The organism is Shewanella sp. SM68 (assembly GCF_025653925.1).
Lineage (GTDB): Bacteria > Pseudomonadota > Gammaproteobacteria > Enterobacterales > Shewanellaceae > Shewanella > Shewanella oncorhynchi.
The window spans coordinates 1-14,523 of record NZ_JAKKRU010000011.1 but is presented as its reverse complement, the minus strand read 5'-3'; the positions used below and the strand labels follow the sequence as shown (position 1 = coordinate 14,523).

The 14,523-nt window shown below is 47.9% G+C and carries 10 protein-coding genes, 1 rRNA gene and 1 pseudogene; 11 read left to right on the top strand and 1 reads right to left on the bottom strand.

The window, feature by feature from the left end; all coding sequences use genetic code 11:
* The first annotated feature begins 2 nt into the window (after positions 1–2).
* The 8 genes from murD to lpxC all read left to right on the top strand — a co-directional run bounded on the left by murD (position 3) and on the right by lpxC (position 9,521).
* Entirely contained in the window at positions 3–1,322 is a 1,320-nt protein-coding gene (gene murD / locus L5M40_RS16885) for a UDP-N-acetylmuramoyl-L-alanine--D-glutamate ligase (protein WP_263174368.1), read from the top strand.
* On the top strand, positions 1,312–2,523 hold the full coding sequence (gene ftsW, locus L5M40_RS16880) for a cell division protein FtsW (protein ID WP_113941076.1): 1,212 nt from the start codon (positions 1,312–1,314) through the stop codon (positions 2,521–2,523). The genes murD and ftsW overlap by 11 nt, the downstream gene beginning before the upstream one ends.
* Positions 2,523–3,611, top strand: coding sequence for an undecaprenyldiphospho-muramoylpentapeptide beta-N-acetylglucosaminyltransferase (gene murG / locus L5M40_RS16875; protein WP_168826594.1), 1,089 nt, complete (start codon positions 2,523–2,525; stop codon positions 3,609–3,611). The genes ftsW and murG overlap by 1 nt, the downstream gene beginning before the upstream one ends.
* Before the next feature lie 2 nt (positions 3,612–3,613).
* On the top strand, positions 3,614–5,080 hold the full coding sequence (gene murC / locus L5M40_RS16870) for a UDP-N-acetylmuramate--L-alanine ligase (RefSeq protein WP_105251197.1): 1,467 nt from the start codon (positions 3,614–3,616) through the stop codon (positions 5,078–5,080).
* Positions 5,081–5,231: 151 nt separating this feature from the next.
* Positions 5,232–5,981, top strand: a complete 750-nt coding sequence (locus L5M40_RS16865; RefSeq protein WP_168826587.1) for a cell division protein FtsQ/DivIB — start codon at positions 5,232–5,234, stop codon at positions 5,979–5,981.
* Positions 5,962–7,197, top strand: a complete 1,236-nt coding sequence (gene ftsA / locus L5M40_RS16860) for a cell division protein FtsA (RefSeq protein ID WP_006079897.1) — start codon at positions 5,962–5,964, stop codon at positions 7,195–7,197. Before L5M40_RS16865 ends, ftsA begins: the two co-directional genes overlap by 20 nt.
* Positions 7,198–7,230: 33 nt before the next feature.
* Positions 7,231–8,418: a cell division protein FtsZ gene (gene ftsZ, locus L5M40_RS16855; protein WP_106648312.1), complete on the top strand. Its 1,188-nt coding sequence runs from the start codon at positions 7,231–7,233 to the stop codon at positions 8,416–8,418.
* Positions 8,419–8,600: 182 nt separating this feature from the next.
* Positions 8,601–9,521 carry a UDP-3-O-acyl-N-acetylglucosamine deacetylase gene (gene lpxC, locus L5M40_RS16850; RefSeq protein ID WP_198572582.1) on the top strand — a complete coding sequence of 307 codons (921 nt, stop codon included), beginning with the start codon at positions 8,601–8,603 and terminating at the stop codon, positions 9,519–9,521.
* A 12-nt stretch (positions 9,522–9,533) separates the two neighbouring features.
* Here lpxC and L5M40_RS16845 read toward each other — a convergent pair whose 3' ends face one another.
* Positions 9,534–9,980, bottom strand: coding sequence for a DUF721 domain-containing protein (locus L5M40_RS16845; RefSeq protein ID WP_105251200.1), 447 nt, complete (start codon positions 9,978–9,980; stop codon positions 9,534–9,536).
* Positions 9,981–10,007: 27 nt separating this feature from the next.
* Here L5M40_RS16845 and L5M40_RS16840 point away from each other — a divergent pair, with 27 nt between their 5' ends.
* The 3 genes and pseudogenes from L5M40_RS16840 to L5M40_RS16830 all read left to right on the top strand — a co-directional run.
* On the top strand, positions 10,008–10,907 hold the full coding sequence (locus tag L5M40_RS16840) for a M23 family metallopeptidase (protein WP_105251201.1): 900 nt from the start codon (positions 10,008–10,010) through the stop codon (positions 10,905–10,907).
* A 60-nt stretch (positions 10,908–10,967) separates the two neighbouring features.
* Positions 10,968–13,666 (top strand): annotated as a pseudogene (gene secA, locus L5M40_RS16835) (preprotein translocase subunit SecA).
* A 750-nt stretch (positions 13,667–14,416) separates the two neighbouring features.
* A 16S ribosomal RNA gene (locus L5M40_RS16830) occupies positions 14,417–14,523 on the top strand; the annotation flags it as partial.

The window sequence follows — 14,523 nt, the reverse complement described above, 5'->3', positions numbered from 1 at the left end:
TTATGCAAAATCAGTATTCACACATAGTGTTAGGTTTGGGGGCCACGGGCTTGTCCGTGGTGCGCTATTTGTGTGGAAAGGGCATTACGCCATTGGTGATGGACAGTCGTCGGCAGCCTCCGGGCGCCGAAACGTTAGCGACGTCTTTTCCTGATGTGAAGCTGATTTCTGGCGGATTCGATTGCCGTTATCTTGTGCAAGCGACGCAGATCATTATCAGTCCAGGCATTGCCACTTATACCCCAGAGGTACGTGCCGCTGTGGATATGGGTATCGAAGTGATTGGTGATGTTGAGCTATTTGCCCGTGAGATTGCTGACCGTAAACCTTGTGTGATTGGCATTACTGGCTCTAACGGTAAATCGACCGTCACTACGTTGGTGGGCGAGATGGCAAGGGAAGCGGGTATTGCCGTTGCCGTCGGAGGTAATATCGGTGTACCTGCGCTGGATTTGCTGCATGAAAATGCGGACTTATTTGTGCTTGAGTTGTCGAGCTTTCAATTGGAAACCACCCACAGTCTTAAGTGTGTGGTGGCGACCTGTTTGAATATCAGCGAAGACCACATGGACAGATACAGTGACATCGATGCCTACCGCGAGGCTAAATTTCGCTTATACAAACAAACCCGTGCCGTACTCTTTAATCGTGACGATAAACTGACCGTACCGCCAGAACCAATGAACCAAAACAGTTTTGGTTTAGCGGCGCCAGAAGCGGACGAATGGGGCATCAGCGACAGCAAGATTTATCACGGCAGCAGCGAAATAATGCCGATCACTGAAGTCTCGCTGATTGGCAGTCATAACCATGCCAACCTACTTGCTGCGATGGCGCTTGTGGATGTCGTGGGTATCGACAAGCACGTTATGGCAAAAGTGGCGCGTACTTTTACTGGCTTATCCCATCGCTGTGAAGTGGTTGGTGTTAAGAATGGCGTGACCTATGTCAATGACTCTAAAGCGACAAATGTCGGTGCCACAGTCGCCGCACTCGATGGCTTGAGTGACCACTTAGGCGATATTATTTTGATTGCTGGCGGTGACGGTAAAGGGGCTGATTTTAAGCCTTTAGCTGTGGCTTTAGCTAAAGTCACACACCTCATCACCTTAGGCCGCGATGGTAAAAAGATTGCTGCATTGAAAGACGGCTCGATAAGAGTCGACACTATGGCTGCTGCGGTAGCGAAAGCCGCTGAATTGGCCACCTCTGGTGATATCGTTTTATTATCGCCAGCCTGCGCCAGTTTAGATATGTACAGTAACTTCATGGCTCGAGGTGATGATTTTAGAAACCTCGTGGGACAACTTAATGGCGAGTGATGCAAGACAACTTAGCCTATTTGGGCGTTTGCGTTTAGCAATTCCCAATTGGCAACGTGATACCGAAGTCCCAGGCGTGCAATTGTACGACCGTGCTTTGCTCGCGGCTGTGTTGTCTTTGATTAGCTTCGGCTTTGTAATGGTGATGTCAGCCTCTATGCCTGAAGCGCAAACGCTCACGGGGAACCCATTTTATTTTATGACTCGCCATGTGGGTTATTTAGTGGGTTGCTTATTCATTGCGGCATTTGTGCTAAGAGTAGAGATGCAGACTTGGCAGCGCTGGAGCCCCATGTTGTTGTTGATTGTGGGTTTGATGTTGTTGGCTGTATTGGTGGTTGGCACTACGGTAAACGGTGCAACGCGTTGGTTATCCATAGGCCCTATTCGCATCCAGGTGGCGGAAGTCGCTAAATTTGCCTTCGCCATCTATATGGCGGGTTACTTAGTGAGGCGTCATCAGGAAGTGCGTGAGAATGCTAAAGGCTTCTATAAGCCGATTGCAGTATTTGCGATTTACGCTGTGCTGATTTTGATGCAGCCCGACTTAGGTACTGTGGTGGTGCTATTTGTGGGAACGGTTGGTCTATTGTTTTTAGCCGGTGCGCGGTTACTCGATTTCTTTGCCTTGATTTTTGCGGGCGTATTGGCGTTTGTGGCCCTAGTGCTATTGGAACCGTATCGTATCCGCCGAGTGACCTCCTTTATGGATCCTTGGCAAGATCCCTTCGGTAGCGGTTACCAGTTGACTCAATCTTTGATGGCCTATGGTCGAGGTGATTGGTTCGGCCAAGGGCTCGGAAATAGTATTCAAAAACTAGAATATTTACCCGAAGCGCACACTGACTTTATCTTTGCCGTGATCGGGGAAGAATTGGGCTTTATCGGCATTATCGCTGTGTTATCTGTGCTGCTATTTGTGGCGCTGAGATCGATTCGTTTAGGTAATTTGTGTTTAGCCATGGATAAGCCATTTGAAGGTTATTTAGGTTATGCCATCGGTATTTGGATTTGTTTCCAGACTGTGGTGAATGTCGGCGCGAGTATCGGCATGTTGCCAACCAAAGGGCTGACATTACCTTTTATCAGTTACGGTGGTAGTAGTTTATGGGTCATGACTGCGGCAGCCATGATGTTGCTGCGCATTGATTACGAGCGGCGCATGACATTAGTTCAGGCCGTGCAAGGGAGATTGAAGTGATGACTCCAACAGGAAAACGTATTTTAGTCATGGCGGGTGGTACGGGAGGACATGTGTTCCCGGCACTGGCGGTGGCTAAGTATTTAGCTCAACAGGGTTGGCAAGTGCGTTGGTTAGGCACGGCCGATCGTATGGAGGCGCGTTTAGTGCCCCAGTATGGATTTGATATTGATTTCATCGATATCAAAGGTGTGCGCGGTAATGGTTTGATCCGAAAACTTGCGGCGCCATTTAAAGTGGTGCGTTCAATATTGCAGGCTAAGGCCGTGATTGCTGAGTTTAAACCCGATGTGGTCCTTGGCATGGGCGGATTCGCCAGTGGCCCAGGTGGTGTTGCGGCAAGATTAGCCGGTATTCCACTGGTGCTGCATGAACAAAATGCCATCCCAGGGATGACAAACAAGTTGTTGTCGCGGATTGCGACGCAAGTGTTATGCGCCTTTAAAAATACCTTTACCACAGTGAAGGCCAAGGTCGTTGGTAATCCGATTCGCCAAGAACTGATTGCCTTAGGTGCAGAACCTAAGCATGAGGCTGATGAAGCCTTAAAAGTGCTCGTGGTCGGTGGCAGCCTTGGCGCCAAAGTATTTAACGATCTTATGCCAGAAGCGGTCGCGATACTGAGTCAGCAGCAGTCAGTGACGGTTTGGCATCAAGTGGGTAAAGATAATCTTACGGGCGTGAAGGCGGCATATCAGCAACAAGGACAAGATGGTGGCGTGAATATCGCTGAGTTTATCGACGATATGGAAGCCGCCTATCGCTGGGCTGATGTGGTATTGTGCCGAGCTGGCGCCTTGACTGTGTCTGAGTTAGCGGCGGTGGGGCTACCGAGTATTCTGGTACCTTATCCCCATGCAGTGGATGATCATCAAACCCGTAACGCTCAAGTATTGGTTGAGGCTGGCGCAGCTTTCCTATTGCCACAGGCCATCTTGGACGTGAATAAACTGGCGAACAAATTACAGTTGCTCGCCAATGACAGAACAGAATTAGCCCGTATGGGCCAAAGAGCGAGAGACGTTGCGGTACTGGATGCGACTGAACAAGTTGCCGCAGTGTGCATCAGCCTTGCTGAGAAAGGATAAGCATGACTAAGACAGAAAGATACGCACAACTGAGAAGTATGATCCCAGAAATGCGCCGTATTAAGCGTATTCACTTCGTCGGCATTGGCGGCGCGGGCATGGGCGGGATCGCCGAAGTGTTAGTGAACGAAGGCTATCAGGTGAGTGGTTCGGATATTGCGCAAAATGCCGTGACCGACAGATTGTGTTTACTCGGAGCCAAGATCCAAATTGGTCATGCCGCGGAAAACGTGCAGCAAGTGGATGTGGTCGTCATATCAACCGCGATTAATCTGGAAAATCCAGAAATCCTTGCCGCTAAAGAATTACGTATTCCTATTGTACGTCGTGCTGAGATGTTAGCCGAGTTGATGCGTTATCGACATGGTGTGGCGATTGCGGGCACGCATGGTAAAACCACGACAACGAGTCTTATCGCCAGCGTTTATGGTCAAGCTGGGCGGGACCCAACCTTTGTGATTGGTGGTTTGCTCAACAGTGCCGGTACCAATGCCAGATTAGGCACCAGCCGTTATTTGATTGCCGAAGCCGATGAGAGTGATGCGAGCTTCTTGCATTTGCAGCCTATGGTCAGTGTGGTGACCAACATCGAAGCTGATCATATGGATACTTATGGCGGTGATTTTGAAAAACTGAAATCGACTTTTGTGGATTTTCTGCACAACTTGCCGTTCTACGGTGTTGCTGTGGTGTGTATCGATGATGCCGTCGTGCGTGAGATTCTGCCGCGTATTGGCCGTAAACACGTGACCTATGGTTTCAGTGACGATGCGGACGTGCAAGCACTTAATTTTAGTCAGCAAGGTCATCAGTGCCGTTTTACTGTCAGACGTAAAGCTAAAGAAGATCTCGATCTGGTGTTGAATTTACCGGGCCAACATAATGTGCTCAATGCGTTAGCGGCCATTGCGGTGGCGACTGAAGATGAAATCGACGATAACGCTATTACTCAGGCTCTAGTGGAGTTCCAAGGTATAGGGCGTCGTTTCCAGCATTTAGGCAAATTCGCCACGCCGAAGGGCGAAGTCATGTTAGTGGATGATTATGGTCATCATCCCAGCGAAGTTGCGGCGACCATTAAAGCTGCGCGCGCAGGATGGCCAGATAGACGTTTGGTCATGGCGTATCAGCCGCACAGATACACTCGTACCCGTGATTTGTATGAGGACTTTGTGGAAGTGTTATCGCAAGTGGATTGCTTATTGTTACTCGATATTTATAGTGCGGGTGAAGCGCCGATCACAGGTGCGGATGGTCGCGCATTATGTCGTTCAATTCGCTTGCGTGGTCAGCTAGATCCGATCTTTATCGCAAGCCCAGATCTGCTTGCAGAAGTGTTGCCCGATGTATTGCAGGACGGGGATTTATTACTCACCCAAGGTGCGGGTAATATTGGCGCCCTGTCGCGACAGTTAGCGTCGTCTGGATTAGGGTTTGCTGTGGTGGAGTTACCTGCGCAAGCAAGCTGATCTTTAGCGCTTGATCTGCGAGAAAAAGGAAATTTTGACCAAAGGATTTTGGTCTATATAATGGCCGGTTTTCTGTGGTTTTTAATGGGTGTCGTTAAAGGTGGGATGAAGCGTGTCTTGGAGTGATAAGAGGCGGCACTGGCGGGCAAGAATGTCACGGTTTAATTGGTATCAGTGGAGCGGGGCTGGCTTTTTATTCTTCATCGTAGCCAGTTTTGTATTTGGTGGCTATCAGTTACATAAATTTTTGAATGATGCCAGCAACTTGCCGATTGAGGCCGTTGCCATCAAAGGTGAGCGGGTTTACACCACAGATAAAGATATACAAGTAGCACTACAGCATTTAATGCAACGCAGTTTTTTTAGTGCTGACATTACCTTAGTGCAGCAGGCACTAGAAGCCTTGCCTTGGGTATATCGCGCATCGGTAAGGCGTGAGTGGCCAGCGAAACTCAGGGTGTATTTGCAAGAGCAGCAACCCGCAGCCCATTGGAATGGTGACTTGTGGTTGAACGTGCATGGAGAAGTATTCGAAGCGCCATCGCACCCAGAGCTTGAGCATTTACCGCAGTTATCTGGACCAAATGATATGGGCCTTGAGGTGTTGACTGTCTATGCACAGATCAACTCCCTACTAAAGATTAATGGCTTTACCTTAGCCAGTTTGAATTTAACGCCACGACATGCGTGGCACGCGACCCTTGGAAACGGTATCGTTTTAGATTTGGGTCGAGAAGATAAAATTGCACGGATACAACGATTTATTACTGTTTATCCGGTTTTGGCGAAACAAGAGAAATCCGTTGCCAGAGTAGATTTGCGCTACGACACAGGGTTGGCCGTAGGCTGGGGCGATGCACAAACAAGAGAGCCGATAATTAATGATCAAAAACCAAGATAGAAACCTTATCGTCGGATTGGACATAGGAACCTCTAAGGTCGCAGTGATCATAGGCGAAGTTCTGCCCGATGGTGAAATCAGCATAGTCGGCCTTGGTAACCATCCCTCAAGGGGCATGGATAAAGGTGGCGTGAACGATTTAGATTCAATAGTTCGCAGTGTGCAACGTGCGCTCGATCAAGCGGAATTAATGGCGGATTGCCAAGTGTCATCGGTTTACTTGAGTATTTCGGGTAAACACATCGCCTGCCAAAATGAAAACGGCATGGTATCGATCAACGATGAAGAAGTGACACAGGAAGATGTTGATAACGTGATCCATACGGCTCGCTCGGTGAAGATCCCGACCGAACGTCGCATTTTACACGTGCTGCCGCAGGAATATGCAATCGACGTTCAAGACGGTATTCGCAGCCCAATCGGTATGTCCGGTATGCGTATGGAGGCCAAGGTGCACATAGTGACCTGCGCCAATGATATGGCGAAGAATATTACTAAGAGCGTTGAGCGTTGTGGCCTTAAGGTTGACGACTTAGTGTTCTCGGGGATTGCCTCAGCCGATGCTGTGTTGACCTTCGATGAGAAAGATTTAGGTGTGTGTATCGTCGATATCGGCGGTGGCACTACAGATATTGCGGTATATACCAATGGCGCTTTGCGTCATTGTGCGGTTGTACCGGTTGCAGGTAACCAAGTGACGAACGACATCGCAAAGATTTTCCGCACGCCGTCGTCGCATGCTGAACAAATTAAAGTGCAGTTCGCCTGTGCGCGCAGTTCTATGGTGAGCCGCGAAGACAGTATCGAAGTGCCATCGGTAGGTGGACGTCCATCACGTAGCATGTCACGTCACACGCTCGCCGAAGTGGTGGAACCAAGATACCAAGAGTTGTTTGAGCTTGTGCTCAAAGAGTTGAAAGACAGTGGTTTAGAAGATCAAATCGCCGCAGGTATTGTGCTCACAGGTGGCACAGCGTCGATTCAAGGTGTGGTCGATATCGCGGAAGCGACGTTTGGCATGCCAGTTCGCGTAGCGTCACCGCTACCGATCAAAGGTTTATATGAATACGTGGACCAGTCTATTTACTCCACAGGAGTCGGACTGCTTCATTACGGCGCACGACGGGTGATCGAACGTCAGTTCGAACGCCCTGAGCGCCAAGGGGTAACTAGCGCTTGGAATCGGGTCCAAAGCTGGTTTAAGGGCGAATTTTAATTTTCATAACGCAGGCAACACGGAGATCAGACAATGTTTGAGATCATGGATACTCACTCAGACGACGCGGTGATTAAAGTCATCGGCGTTGGCGGCGGCGGCGGTAACGCTGTCGAACATATGGTCAAACACAACATTGAAGGTGTTGAGTTTATCGTTACCAATACAGACGCTCAGGCCCTGAGAAAATCAGGCGCTGGCTCAACAATTCAATTAGGACGCGATGTCACTAAAGGTCTTGGAGCAGGGGCAAACCCAGATGTGGGTCGTGCTGCAGCTGAAGAAGACCGCGAAAACATTCGCGCGGCAATCAAAGGTTCTGACATGATCTTTATCGCTGCCGGTATGGGCGGTGGTACAGGTACAGGTGCTGCACCTGTTGTGGCTCAAATCGCACGTGAAGAAGGTATTCTGACCGTTGCGGTTGTGACTAAGCCTTTCCCATTCGAAGGGAAAAAACGTATGGCTTACGCTGAGCAAGGTATTGCTGAGCTGGCTAAGCACGTGGATTCGTTAATCACGATCCCGAACGAAAAATTATTAAAAGTATTGGGCCGTGGTACTTCTTTACTCGATGCGTTCGCCGCAGCGAATAACGTGTTACTTGGTGCGGTACAAGGTATTGCCGAGCTTATCACTCGTCCTGGTCTGATTAACGTCGACTTCGCCGACGTGAAGACTGTGATGTCTGAAATGGGTAATGCCATGATGGGTACAGGCGTCGCTCGCGGTGAAGACCGTGCTGAAGAAGCGGCCGAAGCTGCTGTTGCCAGCCCATTATTAGAAGACATCGACTTAGCCGGTGCGCGTGGTGTGTTAGTGAACATTACTGCGGGTATGGACATGAGTATCGAAGAATTCGAAACTGTCGGTAATCATGTTAAGGCTTATGCCTCTGACAACGCGACTGTGGTTGTTGGTGCTGTCATCGACCCAGAAATGAGTGATGAGCTGCGTGTAACGGTTGTTGCGACTGGTATCGGTGCTGAAAAGCGTCCAGATATCCAATTGGTTTCTAAACCTGCACCTCGTCCAGAGCCTGTAGTTGTTGAACCAAAAGTCGAAGCCTATGTCGAAGAAGCTGCACATGTGAACTATGCAGCGCCAAAAGGCAACGTGTTGCCAGCGGCTCCGCAGCCAGCTCCTACGCCTGCACCATCGACAAAGCATGAATTGGATTATCTTGATATTCCAGCATTTTTGCGTAAGCAAGCCGACTAGCGAGAGCGTTTGAGTCCAGCGTAATATGTGAGGTGTTGTTCGTTTTGGGCAATACCACAACATAGCTGCATTTGTGTGACATAATAAAGTTATGTTATTATGTTGAACCAGTGCGGCTCTATTTGCCAACGCTGAGTGTACAAATATTAGGCTTTATAATTGGCATATAAACGGGTAACTGAATGATATTTCAACGAACTGTTCAGAAAATGGTGAAAACAACTGGTGTCGGATTGCATTCTGGCAACAAGGTCACTTTGAGCATTATGCCCGCGCCCGTTAATTCAGGGATCGTACTCGTGCGCACCGATTTGAGTCCTGCCGTCGCCATTCCAGCGAAGGCGGAGCAAGTTCGTGAAACCACTATGTGTACGGCACTTGTCAATGACGAAGGTATTCGTATCTCGACCATTGAGCATTTATTTGCAGCTCTTGCGGGTTTAGGCATAGATAACGCTGTAATCGAAGTGGACGCGCCTGAAATTCCTATTATGGATGGCAGTGCAAGCCCATTCGTCTTCTTGTTGCAGTCTGCGGGTATTAAAGAGCAGGCCGCGCCTAAGAAGTATTTAAAGATTAAGCGCACTGTGCGCGTTGAAGATGGCGATAAATGGGCCGAGTTAAAACCGTTTAAAGGTTTTAGAGTCAATTTTAAAATTGATTTTGCGCACCCAGAAATCGCTCGTAGCCAACAGCATGTGGTGATGGACTTTTCAACTTCTGCTTTCGTGAAAGATATCAGCCGCGCCCGTACTTTTGGGTTTATGCGTGATATCGAATATTTGCGAGCTAACAACCTAGCGTTGGGCGGCAGCATGGAAAACGCTGTTGTACTTGATGAATATCGCGTCCTTAATCCCGACGGCCTGCGTTATGAGGACGAATTTGTTAAGCACAAAATTCTAGATGCGTTTGGTGATTTATATGTAGCTGGGCACGCTATTTTAGGTGAGTTCACTGCGTATAAAACCGGTCATGCGTTGAACAACCAATTGGTGCGTGCTTTACTCGCGCAACAAGATGCGTGGGAGTTGGTCAGCTTCGAAAAAGAAGCCGATGTTCCCGTCAGCTTTACTGTACCAGGTGGCGCTGTATTTGCTTAAAAAGCGGTAAGATTATTTATTACGGCTGGCCAATGAGGCCAGCCGTTTTAGTTTTTCACCCAGTGAACCGCCAATATTTTCCGCTAATGCTGCAATGTGCTCCGCTGCTGCTGGGCTTAATTCTTTATGTCCCTGTTTAGGCTTTGCGTCATACATTGCTAATCTCGGGTTGACTTTAACTTCAATTGCGGTAAGGATTGGGAGCGTTTCTGCTTGAAGCTGGATTAATAGCTTCGGCTTTTGGAAATTAATTCGCGCAGCCCAGGCTGCCGAAGTGGTTTCAACCACAAGAACACCCTGGCGGAAATTAGCGACTTTTAGTTGCTCCGCAACAGGACCTGCAATAATCTGCTTCACATGCTGATCCAGATACATAAGTAGTTCCGCTTTCTCAGCAAGGTCGGGTAATTTTCCCGATTGATGCAGTAATTGGCTGAGATCTTGAGGGGGCTTTTTCATATGATAATAAGATGGCTGAATTAGGCTATGAGTGTAACAGTATTTATTCAAGGTCGGAATGGCGTCACACGCTGGCAGCCCAGTAAACGCTGGTTGCTACTTCCAATACTATTGTTGGCCACTGGGTCCGGTATTTATCAACACAACTCCGCTCGATTTCAAGATCAGCAAGCCAGTGTCGATAACGATCGTCTCGTGCGCGAACAACAAAAGAAACAAGTCTTAGAGCTTAAAAGTGCTACTGAGTCTCAACTGGCTATGCTTGTGACTCATGTTGCACGTATGCAAGCCAAGATCACCCGTCTCGAAGCTTTAGGTCAACAGGTCGCCCAGCAGAATAAGTTGGATGAAGATTTTGATTTTTCATCCGAGGTTGGTGTGGGTGGTTTGAGCGAACTAGGCACTAACATCGAGCTCGGACAGCTTATCGACGATATGGATAAGTTGGCATCACGAATTGACAATAATAATGTTCAGCTTTCACTACTTGAAACAGTGTCATCTAACCACCATATAGATGATGAACGTTATATATCAGGTATCCCGCTCGATAAAGGTTGGTTATCGTCGCCCTACGGATTACGTAATGACCCTTTCAACGGTCGCAGGTCTGTGCATAAGGGGATTGATTTTACCGGTCGAGAAGGAGCTAAAGTTGTTGCGACTGCTGCAGGCGTGGTGACTTTTGCTGGAAATATGTTCGGTTATGGCGAATTGGTTGAAATCGACCATGGTAACGGTTTGCATACGCGTTATGGCCATAATAAAGCTTTGTCAGTGACTGTAGGTGATGTGGTCGCAAAAGGCGATGCTATCGCCAGTATGGGAAGCACTGGGCGCTCAACTGGGGCTCATGTGCATTATGAAGTGTTGCGCGGCGGACAGCAGATAGATCCACAAAAGTTTGTCTACCGCAAAGCAAGTTAATTGAAACATTGGCTTCTAGTTTCCATCATGGACTTGGCCTACAGAGAATAAGTGATTCAGATGTTTGGTAAATTACTGACAAAAGTATTTGGTAGTCGCAACGACCGCACCCTTAAAGGGCTTCAAAAGATCGTTATTAGCATTAACGCATTAGAAGCTGATTATGAAAAATTAACCGATGAAGCATTAAAGGCGAAAACCGCAGAGTTCCGTGAGCGTTTAGCTGCTGGAGCTTCATTAGATAGCATCATGGCTGAAGCCTTTGCTACAGTGCGTGAAGCGTCTAAGCGTGTATTTGATATGCGTCATTTCGACGTACAGTTACTCGGCGGTATGGTACTCGACAGCAACCGTATTGCTGAAATGCGTACGGGTGAAGGTAAAACCTTAACGGCAACCTTACCCGCCTACTTAAACGCATTGACAGGCAAAGGCGTCCACGTGATTACAGTGAACGATTACTTGGCACGTCGTGATGCCGAGAATAACCGCCCACTGTTTGAATTCCTTGGTTTAACCGTAGGAATCAACGTCGCAGGTATTGGCCAACATGAGAAGAAATCTGCCTATAACGCCGATATCACTTACGGGACCAACAACGAGTTTGGTTTCGATTATCTGCGCGATAACATGGCGTTTTCACCGCAAGAACGGGTCCAACGTCCGTTGCACTACGCCCTAATCGATGAAGTGGATTCAATCTTAATCGACGAGGCGCGTACGCCGCTGATCATTTCTGGCGCTGCCGAAGATAGCTCTGAGCTATACATCAAGATCAACACCTTGATCCCCAATCTTATCCGTCAAGATAAAGAAGATACGGAAGAGTATGTGGGTGAGGGCGACTACAGCATTGATGAAAAAGCCAAACAAGTGCATTTCACCGAGCGTGGCCAAGAAAAAGTAGAAAACCTGCTGATCGAGCGCGGCATGTTAGCCGAAGGCGACTCACTCTATTCTGCTGCAAATATTTCCCTATTACACCACGTCAACGCGGCGCTTCGTGCGCACACGCTGTTTGAGCGCGATGTGGATTACATAGTACAAGACAACGAAGTCATCATAGTCGATGAACACACGGGTCGTACTATGCCAGGTCGTCGTTGGTCAGAAGGCTTACATCAAGCTGTCGAAGCCAAAGAAGGCGTGCACATTCAAAACGAAAACCAAACATTGGCTTCGATCACTTTCCAGAACTACTTCCGTCAATACGAGAAGCTGGCTGGTATGACAGGTACAGCCGACACTGAAGCGTTTGAATTCCAACACATCTATGGATTAGACACAGTCGTTGTGCCGACTAACTGGTTTACCTGACCGCCGATGAAAAATATCAAGCCATCATTAAAGACATTAAAGATTGCCGTGAACGTGGTCAGCCAGTATTGGTGGGTACAGTCTCAATCGAACAGTCTGAATTGTTAGCGCGCTTAATGGTGCAGGAAAAGATCCCGCACGAAGTTTTAAATGCTAAATTCCACGAACGAGAAGCAGAAATCGTCGCGCAAGCTGGCCGTACTGGTTCTGTGACTATTGCGACGAACATGGCAGGTCGTGGTACTGATATCGTGCTTGGCGGCAACTGGAACATGGAAATCGATGAACTCGATAATCCAACAGCAGAGCAAAAAGCTAAGATCAAAGCTGATTGGCAAATTCGTCATGATGAAGTCGTTGCTGCGGGTGGTTTACATATCCTAGGCACAGAACGTCACGAATCACGCCGTATCGATAACCAGTTACGTGGTCGTGCGGGTCGTCAAGGTGACGCGGGTTCATCACGCTTCTACCTGTCGATGGAAGATAGCTTAATGCGTATCTTCGCCTCGGATCGTGTCTCTGGCATGATGAAAAAGCTGGGTATGGAAGAAGGCGAAGCGATCGAGCATCCATGGGTGTCTCGCGCAATTGAAAACGCTCAACGTAAAGTTGAAGCCCGTAACTTCGATATCCGTAAGCAATTACTCGAATTTGATGACGTCGCTAACGATCAACGCCAAGTGGTTTACGCCCAGCGCAATGAGTTGATGGATGCGGAAAGTATTGAAGATACTATCCAAAACATCCAAGACGATGTAATTGGCGCGGTAATCGATCAATATATTCCGCCGCAATCAGTAGAAGAGCTGTGGGATATCCCGGGTTTAGAGCAACGTCTACACCAAGAATTTATGCTCAAATTACCTATCCAAGAATGGTTAGATAAAGAAGACGATCTGCATGAAGAGAGTCTACGTGAGCGTATTATCACTGCTTGGGGCGATGCGTATAAGGCAAAAGAAGAAATGGTTGGCGCGCAAGTGCTACGCCAGTTTGAAAAAGCCGTTATGCTGCAAACGCTCGATGGCCTGTGGAAAGAACACTTAGCGGCGATGGATCATCTGCGCCAAGGTATCCACTTACGTGGTTACGCGCAGAAGAATCCAAAGCAAGAATATAAGCGTGAGTCGTTTGAGTTATTCCAACAACTGCTGAACACCTTGAAACATGACGTCATCAGTGTGCTGTCGAAAGTACAAGTGCAAGCTCAGTCAGATGTGGAAGAAATGGAAGCGCGTCGTCGTGAAGAAGATGCCAAGATCCAGCGCGACTATCAACACGCAGCGGCAGAGTCGCTTGTTGGCGGTGGTGATGATGAGCATGAAGCTGTCACTGCGCAAGCACCGATGATCCGTGATGGTGACAAAGTGGGTCGCAACGATCCTTGTCCTTGTGGCTCTGGCCGTAAGTACAAACAATGCCACGGCAAGTTAAGTTAATTTGCTGACAGATTTGCCTACTGAATAAGTAGAATAGAACGCACACTAAAGGCAACTTATCTAAGTTGCCTTTTTATTTCCTCTTTAATAAGCCTAGCGCTTACTCTCGTGTCATCCGGATTACATTCTTACTCTTCTTTATATAGCTAATCGTCGTTATTCCCCCATTGAACATCATTTCATTCTTATCGATAGCCATTAAAGCAAAGCCATCGCTGTAGCAAATTTAACCGTTAAAACCCATTTTGTGGATAAGTCTGAGGATAAAGTGGGGGTATTGTGTGACTAACTGAAAGTATTAAAAAAAGATCCATTTTTCTCAAAAAAGCCCTTGCGGACTTTCTCAATCTCCCTATAATGCGCATCCACTGACACGGCAGACAGCGTAACGCAAGTTAAGCAAAGAAAGCCATGCAGTTCATCGATTAGCGAGCTAAACGATGAGCGTTGAGAAAGTTGAAAAAAACTACTTGACGCACTAACGGGAATGCGTAGAATACGCAGCCCTGACCCGCTGAAAACTCAGTGTGTGGTCAACGCTCTTTAACAATTTATCAAGCAAATCTGTGTGGACACTCACAGGTGTTGAGTTAATCGAAACTGCTTAGCCTTCGGGTTGGCAGTCAAAAATTTAAATCAATGTAACAATGAGTGTTCATAGTAATATGTACAGTTTGTTTCTTTTAGCGAGAAACAAAAAATCAGAATTCATTGAGCCGCTGACGTCGCAAGACGGAAGCAACAAAACTTTAATTGAAGAGTTTGATCATGGCTCAGATTGAACGCTGGCGGCAGGCCTAACACATGCAAGTCGAGCGGCAGCGCAAGGGAGTTTACTCCTGAGGCGGCGAGCGGCG